This window comes from Paracoccus sp. R86501, from assembly GCF_042466435.1.
Classification (GTDB): Bacteria; Pseudomonadota; Alphaproteobacteria; order Rhodobacterales; family Rhodobacteraceae; genus Paracoccus.
Window position 1 is genome coordinate 1,921,642 of sequence record NZ_JAXHPZ010000001.1, and the last position, 24,455, is coordinate 1,946,096.

Here is a 24,455-nt window from a genome sequence, read left to right on the forward strand (position 1 = left end):
GCCCGCGCGCCCCGTTTGGTCAGTCGGCCGTCAGGCGGCTAATGATGACGGTGACCTCGGGCTTCTTGCCGATTTCCTCCATCGAGACCTGACGCGCGATCTTGCGGATCGCCTCGTCCATCTTGTCGTCGTTCTTCACGGTGCGCGCATCGGCGCGTTCCAGGAATTCGGCGATCTCGCCTTCAATATGACGGGCCAGATCGGTGCCGCCACGGGTGGTCTGGTTCAGACCCATCAGCTCGACCCATGCATCGGGCAGAACCTTGTCATCTTCGTCGACGATGACGCTGACCATGGCATGACCGTTCAGCGCCATGCGGATCCGGTCGCGCACGACGCCGTCCATAGCACCGATCAGGATGTTGCCATCCAGATACAGGCGTCCGGTCTGGACCTGATCGACGACGCGCAGCTTGTCGCCCGACAGCTCCATCATCTGGCCGTTGACGACAACCTCGGAACGCATGCCCTTGGCGCGGGCCAGCATCATGTGTTCGCGCAGGTGCAGGTGTTCGCCATGCATCGGGATGACAGTCTGCGGCTTGAGGATGTCGTGCATCACCTCGATGTCGGGACGGTTGGCGTGACCCGAAACGTGGTACAGACCGTCATCCGCGTCATAAACCTCGACCCCGGATTCCGAGAGCGCGTTCATGATGCGACCGACCGACTTTTCGTTGCCGGGGATGGTCTTCGAGCTGAACAGGAAGCTGTCGCCTTCCTTCAGCGACAGGCCCAGATAGCGGCCCCGCGACAGCTGCGCACTGGCGGCGCGGCGTTCGCCTTGGCTACCGGTGACGATCAGCATGACCTGGTTGCGCGGCAGCTTGGATGCTTCGTCCGGACCGATGGTTTCGGGGAAATCCGTCAGGATGCCGCTGTCGAAACCGACGCTGACCATGCGACGCATCGCGCGGCCAAGCAGGCAGACCTTGCGGCCCGAGGCGATGGCGGCATCGGCCAGCGTCTTCAGGCGCGCAATGTTGCTGGCGAAGGTCGTGGCGACCACCATGTTCTTCTGCGCGCCGACCCATTCCATGATCGGCGTGGCCAGAACGGCCTCGGACCGGCCCGGGTGGGTCGAGAAGATGTTGGTACTGTCGCAGGCCAGAACCTTGATCGGACCGTTTTCAGTCGCGACCTGTTTCCACATGACCGGATCGAAGGCATCGCCCACGACCGGGGTCACGTTGACCTTGAAGTCGCCGGTGTGCACGATACGGCCCGCGGGCGTATCGATGATCAGCCCGCTGCTTTCGGGGATCGAGTGGCTGATCGGCGCGAATTGCACCGTGAAGGGACCCACTTCGGTCTTTGCGGGGCGCACTTCGGTGATGTTCACCGCCTCGGCTGCCGGAAGACCCATCTCTTCCATCTTCAGACGCACCAGCGTGCCCGTGAAGCGGCGCGCATAGATCGGGGTCTGCAGACGTCCCCAAAGGTGCCCCAAGGCACCGATATGGTCTTCATGCCCGTGGGTCACGAAGATCGCATCAAGCCGGTCCTTGTTCTGTTCCAGCCACGTCAGATCCGGCATGATCAGGTCGATACCCGGGCTTCCGTCCATGTCACCAAAGGTAACACCCAGATCGACCAGGATCAGTCGTTCCTTGCCGGGCGCACCATAGCCATAAACATAGGCGTTCATGCCGATTTCGCCCGCGCCGCCTAGCGGCAGATAGATCAGGCGCTCAGCCATTGCCCATCTCCTTGTTGTAATCGTGAATTAGACGCAATCCATGCATCGTGAGGTCGTCTTCTATTGCATCGAACAGGTCGAAACCCTGATCGAACAGCGGCGCAAGCCCGCCGGTCGCTATTACTTTCATCGGTCGGTCACGTTCGGCGCGTATCTGGCGCACGATACCTTCGACCAATCCTACATATCCCCAGAACACGCCCGACTGTATACATGCAACCGTATTCGTGCCGATGACCTTCGCGGGCATCGTCACATCGACATGAGGCAGCGATGCCGCGCCCATGTGCAAAGCCTCCAGCGACAGGTTGACGCCGGGGGCGATGACGCCACCGATATAGGCGCCGTCCACATCGACGACATCGAAGGTCGTCGCGGTTCCGAAATCGACCACGATCAGATCGGGCCCGTGGCGGTCATAGGCGCCGACGGTATTGACCAACCGGTCGGGGCCGACGGTCGTGCCCTCATCCACGCGCGGGGGGACGCGCAGCTGGCAGTCGGGCTTGCCCACCACCAGCGGGCGCGTGTCGAAATAGCGGTTGCAGAGAACGCGCAGGTTGAAGACCACCCGCGGCGCCGTGGCACTGATGATGCAGGCGTCGATCTTCAGATCGAATTTCTGGACCGAGATCAGCGTCGAGAGCCAGACGAAATATTCATCCGCCGTCCGCCGGTGATCGGTGCGGATGCGCCAATGCGCCAGGAACTTGCCGCCGTCCCAGATCGAGAAGACCGTGTTCGTATTGCCGGTATCGATGCACAACAGCATGTCAGGACCCGCTGAAATATATGTCGGCCGCAGGGATCGCATGACGACCACGCGGGCCGGTCAGGATCAACGCGCCCGTGTCGTCGATGCCGTCGAAGCGGCCTGTGGTTTCCGTCGTGCCGGTGCGGGCAATGATGGTCTCGCCCAGCTTGGCAGCCCGCGCCATCCAGGCATTGCGGATGGGTCCGAAGCCATAGGCACGCATCTGCCCCTGCCATGCGTCGAACTGCTGCGCCAGCGCGTCCAGCATATCCTGAGCGGTGACGGTCAGACCGGTTTCGCCCAACAGGCTGACGGGACGGGTCGCTGTCGTTTCGACCTGCGCCGGATCGGGGGCCGAGGTCAGGTTGATGCCGATACCGATCGCCAGCGTCGCCACCTGCCCCGCCGCGCCCGTGCTTTCCAGCAGGATGCCCGACAGCTTGCCACCATTCAGCAGCACGTCGTTCGGCCATTTCAGCGCCACATTCAGCGACGGTCCGCAAAGGGCGCGTAGGGCGTCATGCACCGACAGCGCCGCCACGAAGGACAGACGCGCCGCATCGGCAGGACCACCCTCGGGGCGCAGAACCAGCGTTGCGGCGAAATTGCCCGGAGGGTCGGTCCACGCACGACCGCGACGGCCGCGGCCAGCCTCTTGTCGCAGTGCCAGAATCCAGGCTGACCCGTTCAGCGAAGGGGCCAGCCGGAAAGCCTCGGCATTGGTGCTGTCCACCCGGTCCAGGATGTGGCGTGCCACACCCTGAGGCCAGTTGGCCGGATCGTGGTCACTCACCCGCAATGGGGGCAACCGTGTCGTTGACCAGCGATTGCGCCGCAGTGGCCGCCGCTTCGTCGATGCCCAGCATCGTCACCGCGCCCAGCAGCAAGGCCGCCGCCGGCACAATCAGCGCGCCATATTGAACCAGACCCATGCGGCTGGTAACGGGTTCGACCTCGGCGCCGAAGAACATGTAATAGACGATACGCAGATAATAGAAGGCACCGATGACCGAGGCGATCACGCCGATCACGGCCAGCCAGCTGAGACCGCCGTCAACGGCAGCCGTCAGCACGCCGTATTTCGCAAAGAAGCCGAGGAAGGGCGGCACGCCTGCCAAGCTGAACATCAGGAACAGCACGGCAAAGCTTTTCAGCGGCTCGGTCTGGGCGAAACGGTTCAGGCTGGCCATATCGGTGACCGGCCGGCCGTCACGTTCCAGCGACAGGATGAAGGCAAAGGTGCCGACGTTCATCAGCGCATAGATCGCCATATAGAGCAGCATCGCCTGCACGCCATAGGCCGTGCCCGCAGCCAGACCGACAAGGGCAAAGCCCATATGCGCGATCGAGGAATAGGCCATCAGACGCTTGATGTTTGTCTGACCGATACCCGCGATCGAGCCCAGCAGCATCGACAGAACGGCCAGAACCGCGATGATCTGGCTCCAATCGGTGATGACATTGCCGAAGGCGTCAAAGACCAGACGGCCGATCAGCGCCATCGCCGCAACCTTGGGCGCGGTGGCAAAGAAGGCGGTCACGGGCGAAGGCGACCCTTCGTAGACGTCGGGCGTCCACATGTGGAAGGGCACTGCCGAGACCTTGAAGGCCAGACCGACCAGCAGGAAGACCAGACCAAACAGCAGACCCATCGGCATGACGTCGGCGTTCACCGCCTGAATGATCCCCGCAAAGCCGGTGGTTCCCGCAAAGCCATAAACCAGCGAAGCGCCGTAAAGCAGCAGGCCCGAGCTGAGCGCGCCCAGCACGAAATACTTCAGGCCCGCCTCGGACGACTTGACGCTTTCGCGGCGCATGGCGGCCACGACGTAAAGTGCCAGCGATTGCAGTTCCAGTCCCATGTAGAGCGACAGCAGATCACCCGCCGAGACCATCACCATCATGCCGACGGTCGCCAGCACGATCAGGATGGGATATTCGAAGCGCATCAGCCCATGGCGATCCATGTAGTCGGCGCTCATGGCCAGAACGGCAGCGCCCGACAGCAGGATCGTCACCTTGGCAAAGCGCGCAAAGGCGTCGTCGATGAACATTCCAAAGAATGCCGTCTGTTCGGGCCGGTCGGCCATACCGACGTAAAGTCCAGCCACCAGCAGGGCCAGCACGCTGGCCCAGAGGATCGGGCGAGCGATCTTGTCCTGTCCGAAATAGGCCCCCGCCATCAGCGCAGCCAGCGCATAGATGGCAAGCCAGAGTTCGGGCAGGATGGTCGAAATATCGAGCGCGTTCATCTGGCTTTCCTCAATGGCTGACGGCGGCCGAAGCCATGTCGTCGGTGGCTGCCTCTTCGGGCAGCGCGTCGTTTACATTCACCAGCATCGCCTGAACCGCAGGTCCGGTGATGTCGGTCACAAGGCGCGGATAGACGCCCAGGATCAGGGTCATGGCGATCAGTGGCGCAAAGATCCATTTTTCGCGCGGCGTCATGTCGGTGATCATCCGCAGGCTTTCCTTGATCAGCGCGCCCATCGTCACGCGGCGATAGAGCCACAGCGCATAGGCTGCCGATAGGATGACGCCGGTCGCGGCGACGAATGCCACCCAGGTGTTGGCGTGGAACGCCCCCATCAGCGTCAGGAATTCACCGACAAAGCCCGAGGTCCCCGGCAGGCCGACGTTGGCCATCGTGAAGAACATGAAGATCAGCGCATAGACCGGCATCCGGTTGACCAGCCCGCCATAGGCGTCGATCTCGCGCGTGTGCATGCGGTCGTAGATGACGCCCACGCCCAAGAACAGCGCGCCCGAAATGAAGCCATGCGACAGCATCTGGAAGATCGCGCCATCGACGCCTTGCTGGTTCGCCGCAAAGATCCCCATCGTCACGTAACCCATGTGGGCCACGGACGAATAGGCGATCAGCTTTTTCATGTCCGACTGTGCCAGCGCCACCAGCGACGTATAGACGATGGCAATCGCCGACATCCACATTACAAGCCCCTGCAACTGATCCGCAGCGACCGGGAACATCGGCAGGCTGAAGCGCAGGAAGCCATAGCCGCCCATCTTCAGCAGCACGGCGGCCAGCACGACCGAACCCGCGGTCGGTGCCTGAACGTGCGCATCAGGCAACCAGGTGTGGACCGGCCACATCGGCATCTTAACTGCGAAGCTGGCGAAGAAGGCCAGGAACAGCAGCGTCTGAACGCCACCCACGACGGTAAAGCCCAAGATGCGCGTGGTTTCAGACGGGAAGTCGAAGGCCAGCAGCTGGACGATATCGGTCGTACCCGCCATGCGTGCCATGGCGATCATCGCCACCAGCATCAGAACCGAGCCGATAAAGGTATAGAGGAAGAACTTGAACGCCGCATAGATGCGGTTGGCCCCGCCCCAGATGCCGATGATCAGGAACATCGGGATCAGGCCGGCCTCGAAGAACAGATAGAACAGGATCAGATCCAGCGCCGTGAAGACGCCGATCATCAGCCCCTCCAGCACCAGGAAGGCGATCATGTATTCCTTGACGCGGGTGTTGACCTCCCAGGTGGACAGGATCGTCAGCGGCATCAGGAAGGTCGTCAGCATCACAAAGAGGATCGAGATGCCGTCCACGCCCATCTTGTAGCGCAGGCCCATGATCCAAGCGTGGTCTTCTACGAACTGGAATCCCGTATCGGCGGCATTGAAACCCGCCAGCAGGAACAGCGACACAAGGAAGGTCGCACTGGTGGCGATCAGCGCCAGCCATTTGGCGTTCTTCTGCGCGGCGGCATCGTCGCCCCGCAGGAACAGTGCCAGGATCCCCGCCGCGACGATGGGCAGGAAGGTGATGATTGAAAGAAGGTTCGTCATGTTATTGCGCGCCCCGCAGCATCACCCAGATCAGCAAGCCTACGATGCCGATGACCATCGCGAAGGCATAATGGAACAGATAACCGGACTGAACGCGCCCGGCAAAGCGGGTCATCCGGGGAATGATTCCCATGGCGACCCCGTTGATGGCGCCGTCGATAACGGCTCCGTCACCGGCCGTCCACAGCTTGGCACCGATCCAGCGGGCCGGACGCACGAAGACGGCGTTGTAGACTTCGTCGAAATACCACTTGTTCAGCAGGAACTGATACAGACCCGGTTGCTGGGCGGCCAGTTTGGCCGGTGCGCCAGGGTTGCGGATATACATCAGCCAGGCAAGAGCCAGACCCGACAGCATCGCGATGAAGGGCGAAACCTTGACCCATGCCGGAACATTGTGCGCCTCGTGCATCACGTGGTTGTCGGGGTGCATATAGATCGCCCCCTGCCCCACGGTTGCCGGATCGACGACGGTGGCATGCTCCCCATCTTCCGGTGCGGCATGGTCGTCGGCGGCAGCGTGGTCTTCGGGTTCGGCGTGGCCAGCCTCGACCTCGCCATGGCCATCGCCATGCGCTGCAGCCACTTCGGGCATGCCGAAGAATTTCTGCACGCCTTCGGTTTCGAAGAAGCTGTTGTACCAGACCATCCCCGAGAAGATCGCCCCAAGCGCCAGAACGCCAAGGGGGATCGTCATGACGCGCGGGCTTTCATGAGCATGGTCATGCGCATGATGATCGCCGCGCGGCTTGCCGAAGAAGGTCATGAACATCAGGCGCCAGCTGTAGAAGCTGGTGAAAGCCGCCGCAATGACCAGCATCCAGAAAGCGTAACCCGAGCCGGACGCGAACGCGCTTTCGATCACGGCATCCTTCGACAGGAAACCTGCAAAACCGATATGGGTCAGTGGAATGCCGACGCCGGTGATGGCCAGCGTCCCGATCATCATTGCCCAGAAGGTCAGCGGGATCTTCTTCCGCAAGCCGCCGTAATTCCGCATGTCCTGTTCGTGATGCATCGCATGGATGACCGAACCGGCACCAAGGAACAGCATTGCCTTGAAGAAGGCATGCGTCAGCAGGTGGAACATGGCGACCGAATAGACCCCGACGCCAGCAGCCACGAACATATAGCCCAGCTGCGAACAGGTCGAATAGGCGATGACGCGCTTGATGTCGTTTTGCACCAGACCCACCGTTGCCGCAAAGAATGCGGTCGAGGCGCCGACGATCACGATGAACGCCTTGGCCTGAGGTGCGAATTCGAACAGCGGCGACATCCGGCAGACCAGGAAGACGCCGGCGGTGACCATGGTTGCGGCGTGGATCAGGGCCGACACCGGCGTCGGACCCTCCATCGCGTCGGGCAACCAGGTGTGCAGGAACAGCTGCGCCGATTTGCCCATCGCGCCGATGAACAGCAGGATTGCCAGCAGGTTCGCAGCATTCCATTCGGTCCACAGGAAGCTGATCTGGCTATCGGCCAGCATCGGCACCTGAGCGAACAATTCGTCGAACTGGATCGTGCCGGTCATCCACCACAACCCGAAGATGCCCAGCAGGAAGCCGAAGTCACCGACGCGGTTGACGATGAAGGCCTTCATGGCGGCGGCACCGGCCGACTGTTTCTTGAAGTAGAAACCGATCAGCAGATAGGACGCGACCCCCACGCCCTCCCATCCGAAGAACATCTGCAGCAGGTTGTCCGAGGTCACCAGCATCAGCATCGCAAAGGTGAAGAAGGACAGATAGGCGAAGAAGCGGGCGCGATAGGGTTCATCGTCGCCGAAGTTTTCGTCATGGGCCATATAGCCGAAGCTATAGAGGTGCACCAAGGCCGAGACCGAAGTGATCACGATCAGCATGATCGCGGTCAGGCGATCCAGACGGATGCCCCATTGGCTGGTGAAATCGCCCGAGACGATCCAATCCATGACCGGAAGATGCTGCAACTGACCATCGAAGGTCAGGAACACGATCCAGCTGAGAGCTGCCGCGGCAAAGAGGATGCCGGTGGTCAGGACCTGCGCGCCACGCTCGCCAATCAGGCGCCAGCCGAAGCCTGCGATCAGCGCGCCCAGCAGCGGTGCGAAAAGGATGAATTGCGGCATGTTCCCTTATCCCTTCATCACGTTGACATCTTCCACCGCGATCGTGCCACGGTTGCGGAAGAAGACGACCAGGATCGCCAGACCGATGGCAGCCTCGGCTGCGGCGACGGTCAGGATGAACATGGTGAAGATCTGGCCGCCAAGATCGCCCAGATGGGCCGAAAAGGCGACGAAGTTGATATTGACCGCCAGCAGCATCAGCTCGATCGACATCAGGATGACGATGACATTCTTGCGGTTCACGAAGATGCCGAAGATCCCGGCGACGAACAAGATCGCCCCCACGACAAGGTAATGTGTCAATCCGATCATCTTTTCAGTCCCTCCGGGTTCTCGCACCCGTTGAAATTCCGTTGGCCGGGGGCGCGATGCGCCCCCAACTTACAGCCCCTGACCGGGCTTGACGTCGCGCAGTTGCATCGCCTTGGCAGGATCGCGATGCATCTGGTGGATCACGTTCTGACGCTTGATGTCGCGGCGGTGACGCATCGTCAACGTGATTGCGCCGATCATGGCGACCAGCAGGATCAGACCCGAGATCTGGAACGGCAGCAGATAGCGGTCGTACATGACCGTGCCGATCAGATTGGTGTTCATCGGCGCCCCTTCGATGGGAACGGCACGCAGGGCGGCGGATTGATCGGCGCTTTCCCAGCCACCGAAGGCCACGGCCAGCTGCGCCAGCAGCACCAGCGCGATCAGACCTGCCAGCGGCAGATATCGGGCCAGCTCACCCTTCAGCTCGGCGAAATCGACGTCCAGCATCATCACGACGAAGAGGAACAGAACCGCGACCGCGCCGACATAGACGATGACCAGCAGCATGGCGACGAATTCTGCGCCCAGCAGGATGAACAGGCCCGCAGCCGACAGGAAGGCCAAGATCAGCCACAGCACCGAATGGACCGGGTTGCGCGACAGCACCACCATGAAGCCCGCGACGCAGACCGAGATGGCGAAAAGGTAAAAGGCAAAGGTCATCATTCCGGGCTGCTCCCTTCGGATTCGGTAAAGACGCCCTGGGCGATTTCCAGCGCCTTCTGCATCGCAGGGAGGCCGCCGAACATCCCCATCTGATAGATCACCTCGGCGATCTCGCGCGGGGTGGCGCCGGCTTCCATCGCGTGGCGGATGGTCAGGCGCAGCTGAGGCTCGGCCAGCGCACCCTGCACGGTCATTGCGGCAATGGTGACCAGCATCCGCGTCTTGGCATCCAGACCGTCACGGTTGAAGGTCTTGCCGAACCACATCTCCAGCATGTCCGCAGGCATGGTCGGGAACATCTTCTCGAATGCCTTGGGATTGAAATGCTCCACCGCGGGGTTGAAGGCCCGCGCCATTTCCTGCCCTTGGGACATCATCTGCTGGAACATCTTCTGGAATGCATCGGTCATCTGTAGGGCGCATCCATGGCTAGGTTGCGGGCGATTTCGGCTTCCCAACGGGCGCCGTTGTCCAGCAGCTTTTCCTTGTCATAGAACAGCTCTTCGCGGGTTTCGGTCGCGAATTCGAAGTTCGGACCTTCCACGATGGCGTCCACCGGGCATGCTTCCTGACAGAACCCGCAATAGATGCATTTGGTCATGTCGATGTCATAGCGCGTCGTGCGACGCGAGCCGTCGTCGCGCGGTTCGGCATCGATGGTAATGGCCTGCGCGGGGCAGACGGCCTCGCACAATTTGCAGGCGATGCAGCGTTCCTCGCCGTTTGGATAACGGCGCAGGGCGTGTTCACCGCGGAAACGCGGCGACAGCGGGCCCTTTTCATGCGGATAGTTCAACGTCGCCTTGGGCGCGAAGAAATAGCGCATGCCAAGACCGAAGCCCTTCAGGAAGTCCACCATCAGGAAATACTTGGTGGCGCGTGCGATGTCGAAAGCCATCAGAACTGCTCTCCTTGCTTGGGTGCGGCGAAGCGGTCGAAGGCCGCCACGTAGTCGCGCACCCTGGCGCTGTCATGGGCCTGTTCGGCCGTGTCCAGATTGTTGGCCAGGAAATGGGCGAACTCTGCCTTGTCCTGTTCGCTGGCACGGGCCAGCATGTCGGCGATCTTGTTGGAATTGGCCATGATCACATCCCTGCCCAACGGGCCCAGAAACCACCCAGAACCTCGAACCGTGCCAGGAAGGCGACGATGACGACCCAGGCCAGCGACAACGGCAGGAAGACCTTCCAACCGATCCGCATCAGCTGGTCATAGCGATAGCGCGGGACCAGCGCCTTCACCATCGCGAACATGAAGAACCAGCCGACCATCTTGATAAACATCCACAGCGCACCGTCGGGAATGCCGGGAATGGGCGACAGCCAGCCACCGAAGAACAACAGGCTGATCAGCGCGCACATCAGCCACATGGCGATGTATTCACCGGCCATGAACAGCAGATAGGGCGTCGAGGAATATTCGACCATGAAGCCCGCAACCAGTTCGGATTCTGCTTCGGGAAGGTCGAAGGGCGGGCGGTTGGTTTCGGCCAATGCGCTGATGAAGAACAGCACGACCATCGGCAGGTGGGGCAGCCAGTACCAGGACAGCAGTCCCGCGCCGCGCTGCGCCTCGACGATGGCGGTCAGGTTCATCGAGCCGGTCGAGATGATCACCCCGATGATGATCAGGCCCAGGCTGACTTCATAGGAGATCATCTGCGCCGCCGAACGAAGCGACCCCAGGAAGGGATACTTCGAGTTCGAGGCCCAGCCTCCCATGATCACGCCGTAAACCTCGAGCGAGGAGACCGCAAAGATGAACAGGATGCCGACGTTGATGTCGGCCATCACCCATCCGGGCGCGAAGGGAATCGCCACGAAGGCCAGAAGCGCCAGCATCATCGACAGGAAAGGCGCCAGGAAGAACACGAACTTGTCCGAGCCCGCTGGAATGACGATTTCCTTGACGACGAATTTCAACGCATCCGCAAAGGTCTGCAGGATGCCCCACGGGCCGACCACGTTCGGGCCGCGCCGCATCTGCACGGCCGCCCAGATCTTGCGGTCGCCATAGACCATGTAGATCAGCGACAGCATCACGAATGCGATGACCGCCAGACCCTGCGCCAGCAGGATGATCGCGATGCCCCAGGAAGATGTCCAAAAATCAGCCATGATGCCTGTTCCTCTTCCTTATGCCGCGGGGATGCCGCGCGCCTTGCATTCACGCAAGGTCTCGTTCGTTTCCATGACCCGCAGTCCCATCGGCTTGTCCTGCGACAAGATGAAGGCGGACCCGATCAGCAGCTTGCCGTTTCGTTCGGCCTGCAGGGTGCGGATGTGGCGCCCGTAAGGGGTGCCGTTGTTCTTGGCCCACCCGGCAAGCGCGCAGGTGGCATACGAAAAGGCGATATCGGCGTCCACCCCTTCGCGAAGATTTGCCGTAACCTCGACCAGATCGGTGGCGCGTCCGCGGTTCATCGGCTCGACCTTGGCGGCGATGAACTGTTCGGGCGCGATGGTCTGGGTCTCGCTCAGAGTTGGCAGGGCGGGCTGGCTGCGGGCGGCGAACGCCTCGAGCGCCTTTTCCTGCGCGGTCTTTTCCTTGGGCAGACGGGCCGCCACAAGACCGCCGAAATCAAGATCAAGGTTGGCGTTCAACACGGCCAGATCGGCCTCGCTGATGGTGAAGGCGTCCTGCCCCTCGGGGCTGTCCAGATCCATCGTCGTGACGCTGCCGTCTTCTTCCAGAATCAGGATCTCGCCCGATTTGGTCGAAATGCGTGCCCGCGTCAGCGCGCCGCTGCCGGCCTTGCTGCCCGGTGCCACGACCCGTGCGCTGACCTGTGCGGGCTTGGCCTTGGGGCGACCGTCAGCGGCATCGGCCACCGGTTGGCAGGCGGCCAAGGCCAGCGTGCCAAGCACGGCAAGGGCCGTCAGACGAATGGTTCCGGGGACATGCTTCATCGGCCTACTCCGCTGCTACTGCGGAGGCCTGCCGTGCCGCCGCCATGCGCGACAGCTCGCCCATCAGGGGCGAACAGCGCGCGATCGGGTTCGTCAGATAGAAGTCCTTGACCGGGTTCACGAAATCGGCACGGCCCAGATCCTTTTGCGGCAGGGGCTGCCAATCGCTTTCCACGACGGCACCGATCTGGCCCAGATGCGGCACGGTTTCGATCAGCTTGCGACGCAGCTGCGCGACGCTGTCCCACGGCAGGGTCTGACCCAGTTCGGCAGACAGCGCCCGCAGGATCGCCCAGTTTTCCTTGGCCTCACCCGGTGCGAAGTTCGCGCGCATGGCCAGCTGGGGACGACCTTCGGTATTCACGAACAGGCCCATTTCCTCGGTATAGCAGGCGGCGGGCAGGATGATGTCAGCGCGATGCGCCCCGCGATCACCATGGCTGCCCTGATAGATGACCGTGGCGCCGGCAGCAATTTCCACCTCATCCGCGCCAAGGTTGAAGATGACCTGTGCGCCATCGATGGCCGCATCCAGACCGCCCTGCGTCACCGCACCCGCATCCATCGCGCCGACACGGGACGCGGCGGTGTGCAGGACCATCACACGGGCATTCGTCGCTTCGGCAAGCGCCATGACGGTGGCCAAGACAGCCTCGCCATCAGCCTCGCGCAGCGCGCCCTGCCCCACGATGATCACGCCGGGTTCTTCGGCGGCGGTCGCATCGTCCAGCAGCTTGGACAGTGCTGCGCGGTCGGTGCCGGCATGGGTATAGTCGAAGGTCAGATCGACCGCCTGGCCGACCAGCGTGACATCTGCGCCACGCACCCAGTTTTTGCGGATGCGCGAATTCAGGACAGGAGCCTCTTCGCGCGGGTTCGTCCCGACCAGCAGAATCGAGGACGCGGTATCCAGATCCGCAATCGTCGCATTGCCGACATAGCCCGAACGGTTGCCCGCGGGCAGCTTGGCGCCATCGGTGCGGCACTCGACATTGCCGCCCAGACCCTCGATCAAGGTTTTCAGGCTGAACGCCGCTTCGACCGAAGCCAGATCGCCGACCAGACCGGCGACCTTCTTGCCGGTCATGGCACGCGCCGTGGCCGCAAGCGCCTCGGGCCATGTGGCCGCGCGCAGCTTGCCGTTTTCACGGATATAGGGCTTGTCCAGACGCTGGCGACGCAGACCGTCCCAGACAAAGCGCGTCTTGTCGCTGATCCATTCCTCGTTCACGTCGTCATTGTTGCGCGGCAGGATGCGCATGACTTCGCGACCCTTGGTGTCCACGCGGATCGCACTGCCAAGTGCGTCCATGACGTCGATCGTCTCGGTCTTGGTCAGTTCCCAAGGACGGGCGGTAAAGGCATAGGGCTTGCTGACCAGCGCGCCGACGGGGCAGAGGTCAATGATGTTGCCCTGCATGTTCGAGGCCAGCGTTTCGTTCAGATAGCTGGTGATCTCGCTGTCTTCGCCGCGACCGGTCTGACCCATCTGGTGGATGCCCGCGACTTCGCTGGTAAAGCGCACGCAACGGGTACAGCTGATGCAGCGCGTCATGTGGGTTTCGACCAGCGGGCCGAGGTTCAACTCCTCGGAGGCGCGCTTGGGTTCGCGATAGCGGCTGAAATCGACGCCGTAAGCCATGGCCTGATCCTGCAGATCGCATTCGCCGCCCTGGTCGCAGATCGGGCAATCCAGCGGGTGGTTGATCAGCAGGAATTCCATCACGCCTTCGCGGGCCTTCTTGACCATCGGGCTGTTGGTGCGGATCTCGGACGGGGCACCTTCAGGCCCCGGCCGCAGATCCTTGACCTGCATGGCACAGCTTGCGGCGGGCTTGGGCGGACCGCCCACGACTTCGACCAGACACATGCGGCAGTTGCCGGCGATCGACAGCCGCTCGTGATAGCAGAAGCGCGGGATCTCGATCCCGGCCTGCTCACAGGCTTGGATCAGGGTCATGTTGGGATCGACATCGATCTCGTTGCCGTCGATCTTGATTGTCCGCAAGTCGGCCATGATTTCTTCCTTACCTGGCACTCAGCAGCGATCCAGCGACCGTCTGCCGTGCGATTTCGTCCCGCCCGAGGCGGCAAAATGTTTCCGGCTGTCCATTCACGACGCCGTTTTCAACCATATAGCGGTCGGCCGCGGCATAGATGCGCTTGCGGTCGGCCTTGCTGTCCAGAAACGCGTCGATCTGATCGTCGCTGTATCCCTTGTCCGAGGCATAGCGCTTGAGCGCCCGCGCTTCGGAAAAGGCCCGGATCAGTCGGGCGTCGATGCTGGGGCAGCCCTTGCGCAGCATGTCGGCCACGCGCGCCTGCACCAGGCGGTCGTTGACATAGGCTTCGCTGGACAGCGGCTCCAGCGCGGCGGCGGGACCTGCGATCAGCGATGCGGCGATTGCCATGGCGGCAAAGATGGGACGGGTCATGAAACGCTCCTTGCGATGATGATGTGTCCCCACATAATCATCGCCGGCGCGGATGGTTCGACAAGATGCCGTGTCCCACGCGTGAGCGTTATGGCGACCCAAGCCCATCATTCCGCTGCCATCGCCCCCATGCGTCCGGTCTTCTTGGCTTTCAGGCGATCTTCGATCTCTCCGCGGAAGTTGCGGATCAGACCCTGGATCGGCCATGCAGCCGCGTCGCCAAGCGCGCAGATCGTGTGACCTTCGACCTGCTTGGTCACGTCCAGCAGCATGTCGATTTCCTCGACTTCGGCCTCGCCCGATACAAGGCGGCTCATGACGCGCATCATCCAGCCGGTGCCTTCGCGGCAGGGCGTGCACTGGCCGCAGCTCTCATGCTTGAAGAACTTGGACAGACGCCAGACGGCCTTGATGACATCAGTATCCTGATCCATCACGATCATGCAGGCGGTGCCGAAGCTGGACTTCAGATCGCGCATGCCGTCGTAATCCATGATGGCGTTTTCGCATTGCTCGGCCGTCAGGACCGGGCAGGATGCGCCACCGGGGATCACCGCTTTCAGGTTCTTCCAACCGCCGCGAACGCCGCCGCCGTGCTTTTCGATCAGCTCGCGCATCGGGATCGACATGGCTTCTTCGACCACGCAAGGCGCGTTCAGATGGCCCGTCAGGCCGAACAGCTTGATGCCCGCATTGTTCGGACGGCCAAAGCCCGCGAACCATTCCGGCCCACGACGCAGGATCGTCGGAACGACGGCAATGGATTCGACGTTGTTCACCGTCGTCGGGCAGCCGTAAAGACCGGCACCGGCAGGGAACGGCGGCTTCATCCGCGGCATGCCCTTCTTGCCTTCCAGGCTTTCCAGCAGCGCCGTTTCTTCACCGCAGATATATGCACCCGCACCATGGTGCAGATAGACGTCGAAGTCCCAACCGGAACCGGCGGCATTCGCGCCCAGCATTCCCGCGTCATAGCATTCGTCGATGGCGGCCTGCAGGGCCTCTTTCTCGCGGATGTATTCGCCGCGCAGATAGATATAGCAGGCATGCGCGTTCATCGCGAAGCTGGCGATCAGCGCACCCTCGATCAGGGTGTGCGGATCATGGCGCATGATCTCGCGGTCCTTGCAGGTCGCGGGTTCGGATTCGTCTGCGTTGATCACCAGATAGGACGGACGCCCATCCAATTCCTTGGGCATGAACGACCATTTCAGGCCCGTCGGGAAGCCAGCGCCCCCACGACCGCGAAGGCCGGATGCCTTCATCTGTTCGATGATCTTCTCACGCCCACGTCCGATGATCTCGGACGTGTTATCCCAATGGCCCCGCGATTGGGCGCCCTTCAGGCTGCGGTCACCCATCCCATAGAGGTTGGTGAAAATGCGATCCTGGTCTTTCAGCATCCGTTCCTCGATCCTCTCATCCGGGCGTCACACATTCCTGCGCCGCCAGATACGCCAGGTCACGATCAGCGACCAGACAAAAGCGCCGATGGCGGCCAGATCGGCCAGATAGGCCCATCGTCCCGCCCACTCATATTCCTGGCCAATCGCCTGAATGGCCAGCCAGACCAGCATTGCAACGGCGATCACGATCGCAACCAGCCGCATCTGCTTGGCATCCTTGTCCGCAGGCGCGGCCATCACGCAACGCCCCGGTTTTCTTTTGCCAGTTCCCTGGCCTGTCCGACCCAGTCATCACCCCGAATGCGCGCGGCTCCGCGCCCGATCCGGCTGGCGAATGCGTCGATCGTTTCCTCGTCCCAGGCCGCGATCTGGTCGAAGCGCGTCACCCCGGCCTCGTTCAAGGCCTCGGCGATCTTGACGCCCACACCCTTGATCGCCTGCAGATCGTCCGGCGTTGCATCGACCGCGACAGTCGCATCGCGGTCACCATAGATGCTGCGACCTTCGGCCATCTCCGCACGCTCGGTCGCGAACTGGGCATCACCCGAAGGCGCGATCTCTTCGGTCACTTCGGCGGCAACCTCTGGGTCGGCAAGCGCCTCGGCCATGGGCGCGGCGCCCGGCAGATCCGACGGCATTGCCGCACCCAGATCCGAAGCTTCCATCGCCTGTGTTCCCATTTCCGCCATCCAGAAGATCACCGCGCCAAGAAAAGCCGCGAAGACCAGCCCGATGAACATTGCAGCCAACCAGCCCGTTGCACCCGAAATCCCAAGCGCGAAGGTCACAAGAACGAATGTTCCCAACGCGGTCATGCGGCTCAAGCTTTGCATCGTGACGGTTACCTTTCTGCTGTTCACCGGCCCTTGGCCGTTCTGACGATCAGTCCTTCTTGCTGTCGGTCTCTTCCTGCGCCTGTGCCTCTTCGCCGCGCACGCCCGCCGGTTCACGATCCGAAACCGGACGCGCAGCCGAGCTGGCCTGCGCCTCCTGCTCGGTCACACCGGTCTTATCGGCGGGTTCACCATCGGCGGGGCGCGGTTCGTCTTCGGGGGTCATGTCGTGACCGGTCTGGTCGTCCACTGCCGCCTTGGGCTGGTCGCGGCGCCATTTGGTCAGAATCGGAACCTCGGTTCCGTCGATACGCTTCAGCGTTTCACCCAGATCAGTGGCCAACTGCACGCTGGCATTATGATCATGGCCGCCCTTGGCATCTTCCAGACTGGTCAGACCCGTCGCAGGTTCCGAGGCAAAGCGCCCGGTCTGCGATCCCGCCTGCGGAACCTCGCCCGCCGACATGCGGTCGATCAGTGCCTCAAGCGAGGTGGGCGTCAGATCCTCGTAATAATCCTTGCCGATCTGGGCCATCGGCGCGTTCGCGCAGGCACCCAGACATTCGACCTCTTCCCAGCTGAATTTGCCATCGGCCGAAGGCGTATGCGGGGTCGGCGCGATCTTGCGCTTGCAGACCTCGATCAGATCCTCGGCGCCGCAGATCATGCATGTGGTGGTACCGCAGATCTGGATATTGGCCACAGTCCCTACGGGTTGCAGTTGGAACATGAAGTAGAAGGTCGCAACCTCCAGGGCACGGATATAGGCCATGCCCAGGAATTCGGCGACATATTCGATGGCCGGACGCGACAGCCAGCCTTCCTGTTCCTGCGCACGCCACAAAAGCGGGATGATCGCCGATTGCTGGCGACCTTCCGGATATTTGGTGATCTGCGCCTGCGCCCATTCAAGGTTCGCAGGCGTGAAGGTGAAACTGTCCGGCTGGACGGGGTGAAGGCGGCGCAGCATCAGCGGTCAACCTCTCCGAACACGATGTCTTGGGTGGCGATCAAGGCCGGGACGTCGGCCAGCAGGTGGCCCTTGGACATCCAGTCCATCGATTGCAGGTGAAGGAAGCCCGGCGCGCGCAGCTTGGCGCGATAGGGTTTGTTCGACCCGTCGCTGACCAGATAGACGCCGAATTCGCCCTTGGGCGCCTCGACGGCGGCATAGACTTCACCCGCCGGAACGCGGAAGCCTTCGGTGTAGAGCTTGAAGTGGTGAATCAGGCTTTCCATGTCGCGCTTCATATCGGCGCGCTTGGGCGGCGACAGCTTGCCGCGTGCCATCACGTCGCCCGCGGGTTCGGCCCGCAGCTTGGTGATCGCCTGCTTCATGATGCTGGTCAATTCGCGCATCTCCTGCATCCGGCAGAGGAAGCGGTCATAGCAGTCGCCATTGGTGCCGACCGGGATCTTGAAGTCAAACTCGTCATAGCATTCGTAGGGCTGGCTGCGACGCAGGTCCCAAGCCATGCCCGACCCGCGGACCATGACGCCCGAGAAGCCCCAGTCCAGCGCATCCTGTTCGGAGACGATGCCGATATCGACCAGACGCTGCTTGAAGATGCGGTTTTCCGTCAGCAGGGTGTCCAGATCGTCCAGAACCTTGGGGAACTTCTCGCACCAGGCTTCGATGTCGTTCAGCAGGTCGGGCGGCAGGTCCTGATGGACGCCACCGGGACGGAAATAGGCCGCGTGCAGACGCGCGCCACAGGCCCGTTCATAGAAGATCATCAGGTCTTCGCGCGCCTCGAAACCCCAGAGGGGCGGCGTCAGCGCGCCCACGTCCAGCGCACCCGTGGTCAGACCCAGCAGGTGGTTCAGGATGCGGCCCATTTCGGAATACAGCACCCGGATCAGGCTGGCGCGACGTGGCACCACGGTGCCGGTCAGACGCTCGATCGCCATGCACCAGGCATGTTCCTGGTTCATCGGCGACACGTAATCCAGCCGATCGAAATACGGAAGGTTCTGCAGATAGGTGCGGCTTTCCATCAGCTTCTCGGTGCCGCGATGCAGCAGGCCGATATGCGGGTCGGCACGTTCCACCACCTCGCCGTCCAGCTCCAGCACCATGCGCAGCACGCCGTGCGCTGCCGGGTGCTGGGGACCGAAGTTGATGTTGAAGTTGCGGATGCGCTGTTCGCCGGTCAGCAGATCCTGGCTGCCGTCGTCATAGCTGTTGGTCCGGATATCGCCGTCCATGGCCTTACCCCTTGGTCTTTTCGTCGCCGGGAAGGACGTATTTCGCGCCCTCCCACGGAGAGAGGAAATCGAACTGGCGATATTCCTGCACCAGATTCACAGGTTCATAGATGACGCGCTTCTCGGCTTCGTCATAGCGAACCTCGACATAGCCGGTCGTCGGGAAATCCTTGCGCAGCGGATGGCCCGAAAAGCCATAGTCGGTCAGCAGACGCCGCATGTCGGGATGGCCCGTGAACAGGATGCCGAACATGTCGAAGATCTCGCGCTCGAACCAATTGGCGGCGGGGTGGATCTTGACCAGCGTCGGCAGCATCTCATCCTCGCGGATGGCCGTCTTCACGCGGATGCGGTGGTTCTGGTACATCGACAGGAAGTGCCAGACCACGTCGAAACGCTGCTGACGTTCGGGATGGTCAACGGCGGTGATGTCCACCAGGGTCGAGAAACGGCAGCTGCTGTCGCTGCGCAGGAACTCGATCAGGTCCAGGATGCCGCTGGCCGTGGCCGTCACCGTCAGTTCGCCAAAGGCGACGGTGGCGTCCACAACCTCGCCGGGGCGACGCATCTTGATGTGTTCGGCCAGCTGTTCCAGCGCGTCCATGTCGGGATAGATCGCCATCGTTACCTCACCAGCGTTCCGGTGCGCCGGATGCGGCGCTGAAGTTGCAGGATGCCGTAAAGCAGCGCTTCGGCGGTCGGCGGGCAGCCGGGGACATAGATGTCCACGGGCACGATGCGGTCGCAGCCGCGCACGACGGAATAGCTGTAGTGATAGTATCCGCCGCCATTGGCGCAGCTGCCCATGCTGATGACGTAACGCGGTTCCGGCATCTGGTCATAGACCTTGCGCAGCGCGGGGGCCATCTTGTTGGTCAGCGTGCCTGCGACGATCATCAGGTCCGACTGGCGCGGCGATGCGCGCGGTGCGGTCCCGAAGCGTTCCAAATCATAGCGCGGCATCGAGGTCTGCATCATCTCGACGGCGCAGCAGGCCAGACCGAAGGTCATCCAGTGCAGCGAACCATTGCGCGCCCAGTTGATGATGTCTTCGGTCGTGGTCAGCAGGAAGCCCTTGTCCTGCAGTTCGCTGTTCAGCGCGGCGGTCGCGACGTCGCGGTCGGACCCGGCGGTATTCGCCCCTGTCATCACGCCCATTCCAGCGCCCCCTTCTTCCATTCATAGGCAAAGCCTGCGGTCAGAACCCCCAGGAAGACCATCATAGACCAGAATGCCACATCGCTGAGGCTTTGGAAATTGACGGCCCAAGGGAAAAGGAACGCAACTTCAAGGTCGAAGATGATGAACAGGATCGACACAAGATAGAAGCGCACGTCGAACTTCATGCGCGCATCGTCGAAGGCGTTGAAGCCGCATTCATAGGCGCTGACCTTTTCGGGGTCGGGATTGCGCACGGCAATCAGAATGGCGGACAGCAACAGAAGCAGTGCAAGTGCCGACGCCATCCCCGCAAAAACGAGAATGGGCAGATAATCCTGCAAAAGGTTTTCCACGGGCTTTGATCCCCTTGTCGGTCGCGGGGATATTGGCTCACCTCGCGACGGGTTGGCTGTCTGCGGTTTAGACCCGCCAAGCATCGGGGTCAACGGCTCGGACGTGGCGATGCTGCGGCTAATCGCAGCAATCTGACCTTTAGGACACAGGCTGCCGGATTTGATGGCGGCCTTGGGCCGGACCGGGGCAAGGAAACGCAAGGCTCCCTGCCCCGGATTGATTCTATTCGATTTCGACCAGCAGATCCTTGGCGTCGATCTGTTGGCCGGGCGTCACATGGACGACCTTGATGATGCCGTCGCGGTCGGCATGCAGGCCGGTTTCCATCTTCATCGCCTCGATCGTCAGCAGCAGGTCGCCCTGGCTGACCTTGGCACCTGCGACCGCACCCACCGATGCCACAACGCCGGGCATCGGCGCGCCGACATGACCCGCATTCGCCGGATCGGCCTTGGGGCGGGCGGCGGCGGTGCCGGTGGCCTTGCGGTTGGGGATGCGGACCTGGCGGGGCTGGCCGTTCAGTTCGAAGAAGACCTTCATCTCGCCTTTTTCGTCGGTCTCGCCCAGGGTCAGCAGGCGGATCTCCAGCGTCTTGCCGGGGTCGATCTCGACGCTGATTTCCTGACCCGGCTCCATTCCGTAGAAGAAGTTGCGGGTCGGCAGGGTGCGGACGGGGCCATAGGTTTCGTGACGCGCCATATAGTCGGTGAAGACCTTGGGATACATCAGATAGCCGTTTAGATCCTCGTCATCGATGACCTTGCCATCCAGTTCTTCGGACAGTTTGGCACGCACGGCTTCCAGATCGACGGGCTCCAGATGCGCGCCGGGACGGTCGGTGAAGGGCTGCTCGCCCTTCAGGATCTTGGCTTGGATCGCCTGCGGCCAGCCGCCGGGGGGTTGGCCCAGATTGCCCCGCATCATGTTGACGACGCTGTCGGGGAAGCTGACATCGACAGCAGGGTCGATGACCTGTTCCGGCGTCAGGTTCTGCGCCACCATCATCAGCGCCATGTCACCGACCACCTTGGACGATGGCGTCACCTTGACGATATCGCCGAACATGCGGTTCACATCGGCATAGGCCTGCGCAACCTCGTGCCAGCGATCTTCCAGCCCCATCGAACGCGCCTGCGCTTTCAGGTTGGTGAACTGACCGCCCGGCATTTCATGCAGATAGACCTCGGACGCGGGGGCCTGCAGGCCGCTTTCGAAGGCGGCATAGCTTTCGCGGACCCGCTCCCAGTAATTGCTGATCGCGCGGATGTGGCCGATGTCCAGACCGGTGTCGCGGTCGGTATGGGCCAGCGCCTCGACGACCGAACCCATGGTCGGCTGGCTGGTATTGCCCGACAGCGCGTCCATGGCGCAATCGACGGCATCGACGCCTGCCTCGGCGGCGGCAAGGATGGTCGCGCCGCCCATGCCGCTGGTGTCATGCGTGTGGAAGTGGATCGGCAGGCCGACCTCCTCCTTCAAGGCCTTGATCAGCTGGGTCGCCGCGGCGGGCTTCAGCAGGCCGGCCATGTCCTTCAGACCCAGAACATGCGCGCCCGCGGCTTTCAGATCCTGCGCCGTCTTGACGTAATACTTCAGGTCGTATTTCGCCCGATCAGGGTCCAGCATGTTGCCGGTATAGCAGACCGTGCCTTCGCAAACCTTGCCCGATTCGATCACCGCATCCATGGCGACGCGCATATTCTCGACCCAGTTCAGGCTGTCGAAGACGCGGAAGACATCAACGCCGGTTTCGGCGGCCTGACGCACAAAGGATTGCACGACATTGTCGGGATAGTTGGTGTAACCCACGCCATTGCTGGCGCGCAGCAGCATCTGCGTCATCAGGTTGGGCATATGCGCACGGATGTCGCGCAACCGCTGCCACGGACATTCCTGCAAGAAGCGATAGGCCACGTCAAAGGTCGCCCCACCCCAGCATTCGACGCTGAACAGCTGCGGCAGATTGGCGGCATAGCTGGGCGCCACGCGGATCATGTCGATCGACCGCATCCGGGTGGCCAGCAGCGACTGGTGACCGTCACGCATGGTGGTGTCGGTGATCAGCAGTTGCTTCTGCGCGCCCATCCAGTCGGCAACGGCCTGCGCGCCTTGGCTTTCCAGCAACTGGCGGGTGCCAGCGGTGGGTTCGGCCACAGCGGCGGGCGCCATCGGCTGACGCGCCTGCGCGGGTGGCAGGGCACGACCGGTGGTTTCGGGATGCCCGTTGACGCTGATGTCGGCCAGATAGGTCAGGATGCGGGTCGCGCGGTCCTGACGTTTCTTGAAGGTGAAAAGCGCGTCCGTCGTGTCGATGAACTTGGTGGTATAGGTGTCATCAAGGAAGGTCGGGTGCTTCAGCAGGTTGATGACAAAATCGATGTTCGTGCTGACGCCACGCACACGGAATTCGCGCAGGGCACGGTCCATCCGCTTGATCGCCTGATCGGGGGTCTGCGCCCAGGCCGTGACCTTGACCAGCAGCGAATCGTAATAGCGCGTGATGACACCGCCCGAATAGGCCGTGCCGCCGTCCAGACGGATGCCCATGCCCGTCGCGCTGCGATAGGCGGTGATGCGGCCGTAATCGGGGATGAAGTTGTTTTGCGGGTCTTCCGTCGTCACGCGGCATTGCAGCGCATGGCCCGACAGGGTGATCTGGTCCTGACTGTCATGACCCGTGGCTGCGGCCAGCGTCGCACCTTCGGCAATCTTGATCTGGCTTTGGACGATGTCGATGCCGGTGACCTCTTCGGTCACGGTGTGTTCGACCTGAACGCGGGGGTTCACCTCGATGAAGTAGAATTTCTCATCGTCCATATCCATCAGGAATTCGACGGTGCCGGCGTTCTGGTATCCGACTGCCTGCCCGATTTTCAGCGCAAGACCGCAAACCTCGGCGCGCTGTTCTTCGGTCAGATAGGGCGCGGGGGCGCGTTCGACGACCTTCTGGTTGCGGCGCTGCACGGTGCAATCGCGTTCGAACAGGTGATACAGACCGCCATGCGTGTCGCCCAGCAACTGGACCTCGACGTGGCGGGCGCGGATGATCATCTTTTCCAGATAACCCTCGCCATTGCCAAAGGCGGCCTCGGCTTCGCGGCGGCCCTCGCGGACTTTTTCGATCAGCTCTTCGGGGTTGTTGATCGGGCGCATGCCGCGACCACCCCCGCCCCAGCTGGCCTTCAGCATCAGTGGATAGCCAACCTCGGCGGCCTCTTTCTTGATGGCGTCGAAATCTTCGCCCAGCACTTCGGTGGCAGGAATGACGGGGACGCCGGCCTTGATGGCAACATGACGGGCGCTGGCCTTGTCGCCAAGCGCGCGCATGGTTTCGGCCTTGGGACCGATGAAGGTGATGCCCGCGTCAAAGCAGGCATCGACGAATTCGGGGTTTTCGGACAATAGGCCATAGCCCGGGTGGATCGCATCGGCGCCGCATTCCTTGGCGACGCGGATAATTTCGGGAATGGACAGATAGGCCGCGACGGGTCCAAGCCCCTCGCCGATGCGATATGCCTCATCGGCCTTGAAGCGGTGCAGGCCCAGCTTGTCTTCCTCGGCATAGACAGCGACCGTGCGTTTCCCCAGCTCGTTCGCGGCGCGCATGACGCGGATCGCGATTTCCCCCCGGTTCGCGACCAGAATCTTCTCAAACATGCGAAAGCCCCCTTTGTCGATTTGGCAGCATCCTAGCGCCGCCGCACTGCAGCGCAAGTGTTAGCGTTAACTGACGTCATCGCAGAAAAATCTTCGCCGATGATTGGGGCAGGCCGCGACAGATTGCCA

24 protein-coding genes are annotated in these 24,455 nt (G+C 62.1%); all 24 read right to left on the reverse strand.

What is annotated here, in order from left to right:
- Positions 1–19: 19 nt before the first annotated feature.
- Positions 20–1,699 (reverse strand): ribonuclease J, encoded by a 1,680-nt coding sequence (locus tag SJY40_RS09305; protein WP_378945412.1) that lies wholly within the window; start codon positions 1,697–1,699, stop codon positions 20–22.
- Positions 1,692–2,471 carry a type III pantothenate kinase gene (locus tag SJY40_RS09310; RefSeq protein ID WP_378945415.1) on the reverse strand — a complete coding sequence of 260 codons (780 nt, stop codon included), beginning with the start codon at positions 2,469–2,471 and terminating at the stop codon, positions 1,692–1,694. The genes SJY40_RS09305 and SJY40_RS09310 overlap by 8 nt, the downstream gene beginning before the upstream one ends.
- Position 2,472: 1 nt before the next feature.
- The gene (locus SJY40_RS09315) at positions 2,473–3,246 is read right to left on the reverse strand and encodes a biotin--[acetyl-CoA-carboxylase] ligase (RefSeq protein WP_378945418.1); all 774 of its coding nucleotides are present in this window, start codon (positions 3,244–3,246) and stop codon (positions 2,473–2,475) included.
- Positions 3,239–4,705: an NADH-quinone oxidoreductase subunit NuoN gene (nuoN, locus tag SJY40_RS09320; RefSeq protein WP_378945421.1), complete on the reverse strand. Its 1,467-nt coding sequence runs from the start codon at positions 4,703–4,705 to the stop codon at positions 3,239–3,241. Before nuoN ends, SJY40_RS09315 begins: the two co-directional genes overlap by 8 nt.
- Positions 4,706–4,715: 10 nt before the next feature.
- A complete protein-coding gene (locus SJY40_RS09325) occupies positions 4,716–6,269 on the reverse strand; it encodes an NADH-quinone oxidoreductase subunit M (RefSeq protein ID WP_378945424.1) in 1,554 nt (517 codons plus the stop codon).
- 1 nt (position 6,270) lies between these two features.
- Positions 6,271–8,379, reverse strand: coding sequence for an NADH-quinone oxidoreductase subunit L (gene nuoL / locus SJY40_RS09330; protein ID WP_378945427.1), 2,109 nt, complete (start codon positions 8,377–8,379; stop codon positions 6,271–6,273).
- A gap of 6 nt (positions 8,380–8,385) precedes the next feature.
- Complete coding sequence (nuoK, locus tag SJY40_RS09335) at positions 8,386–8,691, reverse strand: NADH-quinone oxidoreductase subunit NuoK (protein WP_042248542.1); 306 nt, start codon at positions 8,689–8,691, stop codon at positions 8,386–8,388.
- Positions 8,692–8,760: 69 nt separating this feature from the next.
- A complete protein-coding gene (locus SJY40_RS09340) occupies positions 8,761–9,363 on the reverse strand; it encodes an NADH-quinone oxidoreductase subunit J (RefSeq protein ID WP_378945432.1) in 603 nt (200 codons plus the stop codon).
- Positions 9,360–9,773, reverse strand: coding sequence for a carboxymuconolactone decarboxylase family protein (locus SJY40_RS09345; RefSeq protein ID WP_108501128.1), 414 nt, complete (start codon positions 9,771–9,773; stop codon positions 9,360–9,362). The genes SJY40_RS09340 and SJY40_RS09345 overlap by 4 nt, the downstream gene beginning before the upstream one ends.
- Positions 9,770–10,261, reverse strand: coding sequence for an NADH-quinone oxidoreductase subunit NuoI (gene nuoI / locus SJY40_RS09350; protein ID WP_108501127.1), 492 nt, complete (start codon positions 10,259–10,261; stop codon positions 9,770–9,772). Before nuoI ends, SJY40_RS09345 begins: the two co-directional genes overlap by 4 nt.
- Complete coding sequence (locus tag SJY40_RS09355; protein WP_108501126.1) at positions 10,261–10,446, reverse strand: hypothetical protein; 186 nt, start codon at positions 10,444–10,446, stop codon at positions 10,261–10,263. The genes nuoI and SJY40_RS09355 overlap by 1 nt, the downstream gene beginning before the upstream one ends.
- 2 nt (positions 10,447–10,448) lie before the next feature.
- Positions 10,449–11,480, reverse strand: a complete 1,032-nt coding sequence (nuoH, locus tag SJY40_RS09360; RefSeq protein ID WP_378945437.1) for an NADH-quinone oxidoreductase subunit NuoH — start codon at positions 11,478–11,480, stop codon at positions 10,449–10,451.
- 18 nt (positions 11,481–11,498) lie between these two features.
- Positions 11,499–12,272, reverse strand: a complete 774-nt coding sequence (locus SJY40_RS09365; protein ID WP_378945439.1) for a hypothetical protein — start codon at positions 12,270–12,272, stop codon at positions 11,499–11,501.
- A 4-nt stretch (positions 12,273–12,276) separates the two neighbouring features.
- Positions 12,277–14,289 (reverse strand): NADH-quinone oxidoreductase subunit NuoG, encoded by a 2,013-nt coding sequence (gene nuoG, locus SJY40_RS09370; RefSeq protein ID WP_378945441.1) that lies wholly within the window; start codon positions 14,287–14,289, stop codon positions 12,277–12,279.
- A gap of 10 nt (positions 14,290–14,299) precedes the next feature.
- Positions 14,300–14,707: a DUF5333 domain-containing protein gene (locus SJY40_RS09375; RefSeq protein ID WP_378945444.1), complete on the reverse strand. Its 408-nt coding sequence runs from the start codon at positions 14,705–14,707 to the stop codon at positions 14,300–14,302.
- Between the two features lie 107 nt (positions 14,708–14,814).
- Positions 14,815–16,110 carry an NADH-quinone oxidoreductase subunit NuoF gene (gene nuoF, locus SJY40_RS09380; protein ID WP_378945447.1) on the reverse strand — a complete coding sequence of 432 codons (1,296 nt, stop codon included), beginning with the start codon at positions 16,108–16,110 and terminating at the stop codon, positions 14,815–14,817.
- 27 nt (positions 16,111–16,137) lie between these two features.
- Complete coding sequence (locus tag SJY40_RS09385) at positions 16,138–16,350, reverse strand: DUF5337 domain-containing protein (protein WP_378945450.1); 213 nt, start codon at positions 16,348–16,350, stop codon at positions 16,138–16,140.
- On the reverse strand, positions 16,350–16,928 hold the full coding sequence (locus SJY40_RS09390; RefSeq protein ID WP_378945453.1) for a hypothetical protein: 579 nt from the start codon (positions 16,926–16,928) through the stop codon (positions 16,350–16,352). Before SJY40_RS09390 ends, SJY40_RS09385 begins: the two co-directional genes overlap by 1 nt.
- Positions 16,929–16,995: 67 nt before the next feature.
- Entirely contained in the window at positions 16,996–17,916 is a 921-nt protein-coding gene (gene nuoE, locus SJY40_RS09395) for an NADH-quinone oxidoreductase subunit NuoE (protein ID WP_378945455.1), read from the reverse strand.
- The gene (locus tag SJY40_RS09400) at positions 17,916–19,154 is read right to left on the reverse strand and encodes an NADH-quinone oxidoreductase subunit D (RefSeq protein WP_378945458.1); all 1,239 of its coding nucleotides are present in this window, start codon (positions 19,152–19,154) and stop codon (positions 17,916–17,918) included. The genes nuoE and SJY40_RS09400 overlap by 1 nt, the downstream gene beginning before the upstream one ends.
- Before the next feature lie 4 nt (positions 19,155–19,158).
- A complete protein-coding gene (locus SJY40_RS09405) occupies positions 19,159–19,776 on the reverse strand; it encodes an NADH-quinone oxidoreductase subunit C (RefSeq protein ID WP_378945460.1) in 618 nt (205 codons plus the stop codon).
- 2 nt (positions 19,777–19,778) lie between these two features.
- Positions 19,779–20,312, reverse strand: coding sequence for a NuoB/complex I 20 kDa subunit family protein (locus SJY40_RS09410; protein WP_378945463.1), 534 nt, complete (start codon positions 20,310–20,312; stop codon positions 19,779–19,781).
- Positions 20,303–20,668 carry an NADH-quinone oxidoreductase subunit A gene (locus tag SJY40_RS09415; RefSeq protein ID WP_378945466.1) on the reverse strand — a complete coding sequence of 122 codons (366 nt, stop codon included), beginning with the start codon at positions 20,666–20,668 and terminating at the stop codon, positions 20,303–20,305. Before SJY40_RS09415 ends, SJY40_RS09410 begins: the two co-directional genes overlap by 10 nt.
- Positions 20,669–20,891: 223 nt before the next feature.
- Complete coding sequence (locus SJY40_RS09420) at positions 20,892–24,326, reverse strand: pyruvate carboxylase (RefSeq protein ID WP_378945468.1); 3,435 nt, start codon at positions 24,324–24,326, stop codon at positions 20,892–20,894.
- Between the last annotated feature and the right edge of the window lie 129 nt (positions 24,327–24,455).

Coding starts and splice junctions, on each gene's coding strand:
- SJY40_RS09310 (WP_378945415.1), bottom strand. CDS start 2,471: ATGCTGTTGTGCATCGATACCGGCAATACGAACACGGTCTTCTCGATC.
- SJY40_RS09420 (WP_378945468.1), bottom strand. CDS start 24,326: ATGTTTGAGAAGATTCTGGTCGCGAACCGGGGGGAAATCGCGATCCGC.
- nuoK (WP_042248542.1), bottom strand. CDS start 8,691: ATGATCGGATTGACACATTACCTTGTCGTGGGGGCGATCTTGTTCGTC.
- SJY40_RS09375 (WP_378945444.1), bottom strand. CDS start 14,707: ATGACCCGTCCCATCTTTGCCGCCATGGCAATCGCCGCATCGCTGATC.
- nuoH (WP_378945437.1), bottom strand. CDS start 11,480: ATGGCTGATTTTTGGACATCTTCCTGGGGCATCGCGATCATCCTGCTG.
- nuoL (WP_378945427.1), bottom strand. CDS start 8,379: ATGCCGCAATTCATCCTTTTCGCACCGCTGCTGGGCGCGCTGATCGCA.
- SJY40_RS09365 (WP_378945439.1), bottom strand. CDS start 12,272: ATGAAGCATGTCCCCGGAACCATTCGTCTGACGGCCCTTGCCGTGCTT.
- nuoG (WP_378945441.1), bottom strand. CDS start 14,289: ATGGCCGACTTGCGGACAATCAAGATCGACGGCAACGAGATCGATGTC.
- nuoI (WP_108501127.1), bottom strand. CDS start 10,261: ATGGCTTTCGACATCGCACGCGCCACCAAGTATTTCCTGATGGTGGAC.
- SJY40_RS09305 (WP_378945412.1), bottom strand. CDS start 1,699: ATGGCTGAGCGCCTGATCTATCTGCCGCTAGGCGGCGCGGGCGAAATC.
- nuoN (WP_378945421.1), bottom strand. CDS start 4,705: ATGAACGCGCTCGATATTTCGACCATCCTGCCCGAACTCTGGCTTGCC.
- SJY40_RS09355 (WP_108501126.1), bottom strand. CDS start 10,446: ATGGCCAATTCCAACAAGATCGCCGACATGCTGGCCCGTGCCAGCGAA.
- nuoF (WP_378945447.1), bottom strand. CDS start 16,110: ATGCTGAAAGACCAGGATCGCATTTTCACCAACCTCTATGGGATGGGT.
- SJY40_RS09340 (WP_378945432.1), bottom strand. CDS start 9,363: ATGATGACCTTTGCCTTTTACCTTTTCGCCATCTCGGTCTGCGTCGCG.
- SJY40_RS09390 (WP_378945453.1), bottom strand. CDS start 16,928: ATGACCGCGTTGGGAACATTCGTTCTTGTGACCTTCGCGCTTGGGATT.
- SJY40_RS09325 (WP_378945424.1), bottom strand. CDS start 6,269: ATGACGAACCTTCTTTCAATCATCACCTTCCTGCCCATCGTCGCGGCG.
- nuoE (WP_378945455.1), bottom strand. CDS start 17,916: ATGCTGCGCCGCCTTCACCCCGTCCAGCCGGACAGTTTCACCTTCACG.
- SJY40_RS09400 (WP_378945458.1), bottom strand. CDS start 19,154: ATGGACGGCGATATCCGGACCAACAGCTATGACGACGGCAGCCAGGAT.
- SJY40_RS09405 (WP_378945460.1), bottom strand. CDS start 19,776: ATGGCGATCTATCCCGACATGGACGCGCTGGAACAGCTGGCCGAACAC.
- SJY40_RS09385 (WP_378945450.1), bottom strand. CDS start 16,350: ATGGCCGCGCCTGCGGACAAGGATGCCAAGCAGATGCGGCTGGTTGCG.
- SJY40_RS09410 (WP_378945463.1), bottom strand. CDS start 20,312: ATGGGCGTGATGACAGGGGCGAATACCGCCGGGTCCGACCGCGACGTC.
- SJY40_RS09345 (WP_108501128.1), bottom strand. CDS start 9,773: ATGACCGATGCATTCCAGAAGATGTTCCAGCAGATGATGTCCCAAGGG.